General features: G+C 73.1%; 6 protein-coding genes and 1 pseudogene. 4 read left to right on the top strand and 3 right to left on the bottom strand.

Annotated features, from left to right (window positions below):
- Nucleotides 1-501, bottom strand: a pseudogene (locus DVH02_RS22430) (hypothetical protein); the annotation flags it as partial.
- A gap of 126 nt (nt 502-627) precedes the next feature.
- Entirely contained in the window at nt 628-1,086 is a 459-nt protein-coding gene (locus DVH02_RS22425; RefSeq protein ID WP_114625620.1) for a helix-turn-helix domain-containing protein, read from the bottom strand.
- 235 nt (nt 1,087-1,321) lie between these two features.
- Here DVH02_RS22425 and DVH02_RS22420 point away from each other — a divergent pair, with 235 nt between their 5' ends.
- Both DVH02_RS22420 and DVH02_RS22415 read left to right on the top strand, forming a co-directional pair.
- The gene (locus DVH02_RS22420; RefSeq protein ID WP_114625619.1) at nt 1,322-2,080 is read left to right on the top strand and encodes a hypothetical protein; all 759 of its coding nucleotides are present in this window, start codon (nt 1,322-1,324) and stop codon (nt 2,078-2,080) included.
- Nucleotides 2,081-2,169: 89 nt separating this feature from the next.
- Nucleotides 2,170-2,403, top strand: coding sequence for a MerR family transcriptional regulator (locus DVH02_RS22415; RefSeq protein ID WP_114625622.1), 234 nt, complete (start codon nt 2,170-2,172; stop codon nt 2,401-2,403).
- Nucleotides 2,404-2,468: 65 nt separating this feature from the next.
- On the opposite strand, the gene DVH02_RS22410 is transcribed toward DVH02_RS22415, so the two are convergent.
- Complete coding sequence (locus DVH02_RS22410) at nt 2,469-2,741, bottom strand: hypothetical protein (protein WP_233518380.1); 273 nt, start codon at nt 2,739-2,741, stop codon at nt 2,469-2,471.
- A 277-nt stretch (nt 2,742-3,018) separates the two neighbouring features.
- Here DVH02_RS22410 and DVH02_RS22405 point away from each other — a divergent pair, with 277 nt between their 5' ends.
- The gene (locus DVH02_RS22405; protein ID WP_114625618.1) at nt 3,019-3,426 is read left to right on the top strand and encodes a hypothetical protein; all 408 of its coding nucleotides are present in this window, start codon (nt 3,019-3,021) and stop codon (nt 3,424-3,426) included.
- Between the two features lie 128 nt (nt 3,427-3,554).
- On the top strand, nt 3,555-3,878 hold a 324-nt coding region (locus DVH02_RS22400), incomplete at its 3' end, for a phage tail tube protein (protein WP_456113496.1).

The raw sequence follows: 3,878 nt of genomic DNA, 5'->3' as shown, positions 1-3,878 counted from the left end.
GGGGGGCGGCACGCCGGGGGGCCGTTCCCGCGGCCCGGACGCCGTCGCCCCCGGGGTCCGCGGCCCGGACGCCACCGGTCCCGGCTCCCGGCTCTCCGGCCGTCCGTCACGGCGCGGGGGGACCACCGGCGCGGGCTCCGGCACACGTTCGACGAGCCTCAGCCGTGGCGCCCCGGGCGCCGCCCCGACCTCGCCGGTGGCCTGGCCGGGGGCGTGGCCGGGGGCCTGGCCGGGGGCCGCACCGAGAGTCGCGTCATACGCCTCGACGGCGTCGCGCCAGCCGTCCGCGTAGGCCCCGAACTCCCGCCGCTCCAGCGCGCCACGGGAAAGGATCACCAGATCCTCGGGCGGATGCCGCTCCAGCTGCTCCCCGAGCCGGGCCAGCAGGCCGTGCCGGTCGAGGGGCGGCTGGTACATCCCGGCGGGGTCGGGGGACTCCGAAGACCTCGGCGGCTCGGCCTCCGTGGACGGCTGCCGGGCCTCCCCCTCCCCCTCGGCCACGCATGTCTCTCTTTCACACCGACCAACTGCGGGCGCCCATAAGCCTACTACCTGGCCGAAAACCGCAACCTGAGAGGCGAAGGGCCCGGAAAGGGGCGCGGCGTGGACCCGTACGGTGACGGGGTGTCACTCCGAGGCGAGCGGGGCCCGCTCCGCCCGGCGCACGGTCGGCGGCGGCAGGAACTGCCCGGCGACCCTGATGAACATCTCGCGCTGCTCCTCGGGCACCCCCAGCCCGATCGCGGCCTCCTCGATGGTGAGGCGGCGGATCTGGGACACGCCTCCGGACGTGCCGTCCGACGCGTTCTGCGGGGACGGCAGCGGAAGATCATCCTCCGTCAGCCGACCTGACCGGATCAGCATGTCCCGCACCGGAACGCCGAGCACATGGGCCAGCCGACGGGTCGTCTCCAGGTCGGGCATGCTCTGGCGCTGCAGAAGCCGGGTGATCGCCGCGCGGTGCACGCCCGCCTCGTCGGCCAGGCGCGACTTGCCCCCGCCCCGGGGGTTGTCGATATCGAATCCGCGCCGCCGGATCAGCTCTTCGATCCAGGTGGCGAACTGCTCTAGGTCACTGGTGGTCATGGGTGGGGACGCCTCCCTCCGAAGCCCTACCAGAATATCGCGCTTGCGCGCACGGAATTACGTGCTCGCGTGCACGCGTCGTGTCGATTGAGCAAAGAATGCGGGCGCAATTAATTGCGCGCTCGCGCGCAACATGTCAGGGTGTGGATGTGTGACGACACGTGATCGACGCGTCACAGAAGCGGGCCGCCCCACCGTTCCCGCGTCCGGAATCGCCTGCCCTTACGGAGACACCATGCCCGTACCCACCCACCGTTCCGGCGCCGTCGGCGCGACCGCGACCGCCGACGCCGCGCTCTGGCTCGGCACCCTGGCCCAGCAGTTCCCCGAGCTGCTCACGGAGCTGCTGCCCGGCCGCACCTCCCCGTCCGGCGACCGGCAGCACCGTACGCCCGCCCGGCTCGCCGCCGAGTCCGCGCGGGTCCGCGCCGAGCGGCAGGACGCCCTGCTGACCCGACAGCGGCACGGCCTCACCGCCCCCGGCTATTCCGCGGCGCCGCTACGGCTCCCCATATCGGACGCGATCCGCGACATCACCGACGGCGTGATCGAGCTGGAGGAGGCCGTGTACGACAAGCTCGGGCTCGGCCGCCCGCGCCGCGCGCCGGTACCCGAACGGCTGGGCCGGCTCGTACGGCTGCTGCACCGCGTCGCGGCCCACCCGGTGCTGGCGGCCCACGTACGGGACGAGACGCGCCGGATGGCGCGGCGCTGCTCGCACGCCCTCGGGGACACGGAACCGATGGTGCGGGTGAGCGGCCGGTGCGGCTGGTGCGACTCGGTGTCGCTGCGGGCGTTCCCGTCCAGGGGCGCGGTGCTGTGCGTCAACCCGGGCTGCCGGTGCGACGCGCCGGAGTGCGACTGCCGGACCGACCCCGCGTACCGGCACCTCTGGGAGCGCGCCGCGTGGGCGCGGCTCGCGGAGCACGGGGGCGGCGATCTGCGGGAGATCACCGAGGCCGTGGCCGACCGCCCGGACGGAGCCGCCCGATGAGCGCCGCGCCTCTTCCCGCGGGCGCGCCGACCGCAGGCACGCCGATCACAGGCACGCCGACCGCAGGCGCCCCGATCACCGGCACGCCGATCACGGGCGCGCTGATCACCGGCGCGCTGGCGGCGGGCGAGGCCGGGGTGGCCCCCGCGACCATCCGCAAGTGGGTCCAGCTCGGCCGACTGGCCCCGGCCGGGCGCCAGGGCCGGGCCCAGCTCTACCGGCTGGAGGACGTCTTCGCCGCGGAGCGCGCGGCCCGCGGGACGAGGGACCAATCCGGCGGAACGCGGGGACGGCCGACAGCGCCGACGCCTCCCCGACCCTGACACCCCCGACGCCTTCTCCGTCGAGCCGGTCGCCCCTCCCACGAGGGGCGACCGGCTCGACGGCGTCAGCGCCGCGCCTCGGCGTGACCGACGGCCTCCCGCCAGCCGCCGGCGAACCCCCGTATCTCCGCCTCGGCCGCCATCCGGGCGCCCGCCTTCGTGACGACCTCGGTCAGCGCTCGCCCCATGTCATACGTGTAGGTCCCGGCCTCCCCCGCCTCGGCCGCCACCTCCACGACGACGGCGACCACTTCCCCCAGCCGCTCCTGGGCGTCACTCGCCGTCGTCGCTGTCCGCCTGTCGCTCTCGGCCGCCGTGTCCACGCGCTCCCCGTTCATGTCACCGCTCCTCATACCGGGCCCGAGGCCCGCCCGAGGGCGGACCCCAACGTCGTACGCCGCAACACCCCCGCGTCTCGAATATCCATTCGAAACACTCAGCGTATAACCCATGGCGCTGCGTGACCACGCTAATTGCGTGCGCGCCCATACGGGTTGCGCTCTCGCTCGACATCGGTCACAGTTGGCGCAGCGGCGGAGCTGTGCCCACCTCCCTCCGGGGGACACAGCTCCGCCGTCGGCGTATCCACCCACCCATCAGGAGCGATGCCCCGTCATGAGCCAATCCCCGAACACCTTCCCCGACGTGGAGGCCATCGTCGTGGAGCTGCTCTCCGACCGCGCGGAACTGGCCGACGCCACCGTGGACGAGACACCGCCGCCCGGTTTCGACGGCACCCAGAAAGCCGTGATCGTCTCCCGCAGGGGCGGTGCCTGGATCGACGATCTGCACCTGGACCTGCCGCTGATCGAGCTGGAGTGCTACGGGCCCGACAAGCCCACCGCGCACCTGCTCGCCAACGCGGCCAGGGCCGAACTCCTCAAGGCGGCGGGCACCCGGTACGGGCCGACGACGATCACCGATGTGGTCGAGGCGGACGGCCCGCGCTGGCTTCCCGAGTACCTCTATCCCGCCGCCAACCGCTACCTGTGCGTCATGCGGTTCTCGATGCGTACGGACTGACACCGGCCCCCGCCGACCGCGTACGCCCCACAGACGAGGCCCCGCCGACCGGCGGGGCCTCTGCCGTACCCACGGCAGTCCCACCACACCCGACACCGATCACGGTCACACCGATCAAGGAGCACTCCATGGCAACAGCGAACGACTCGTCCCAGATCCGTATCGCCGGCAGCGGTCGCCTCTTCGTCGCCGAGGCGGGCGCGACCGCGCCGGCCGACTTCGGGACCGACTGGAACCCCCAGGTGTGGAAGGACCTGGGCTACACCTCCACCGACGGCGTCACCTTCGCCAAGAAGGACAAGCTGGACCCCGTCGACACCTGGCAGTCGGTCAGCCCGGCCCGCTTCATCTACGCGGACCGCGACCTGACGCTGAAGTTCTCGATGCTCCAGTTCAACGAGGCGACGCTGCCGTTCTTCATGGGCGGCGACAGCGTCGCCTCGTTGAACTGG

This window comes from Streptomyces corynorhini, assembly GCF_003346515.1.
In the GTDB taxonomy this organism is placed as follows: Bacteria; Actinomycetota; Actinomycetes; order Streptomycetales; family Streptomycetaceae; genus Streptomyces; species Streptomyces corynorhini.
Note: the sequence above shows the minus strand (reverse complement) of the source record. Positions and strands in the feature narration are given on the sequence as shown.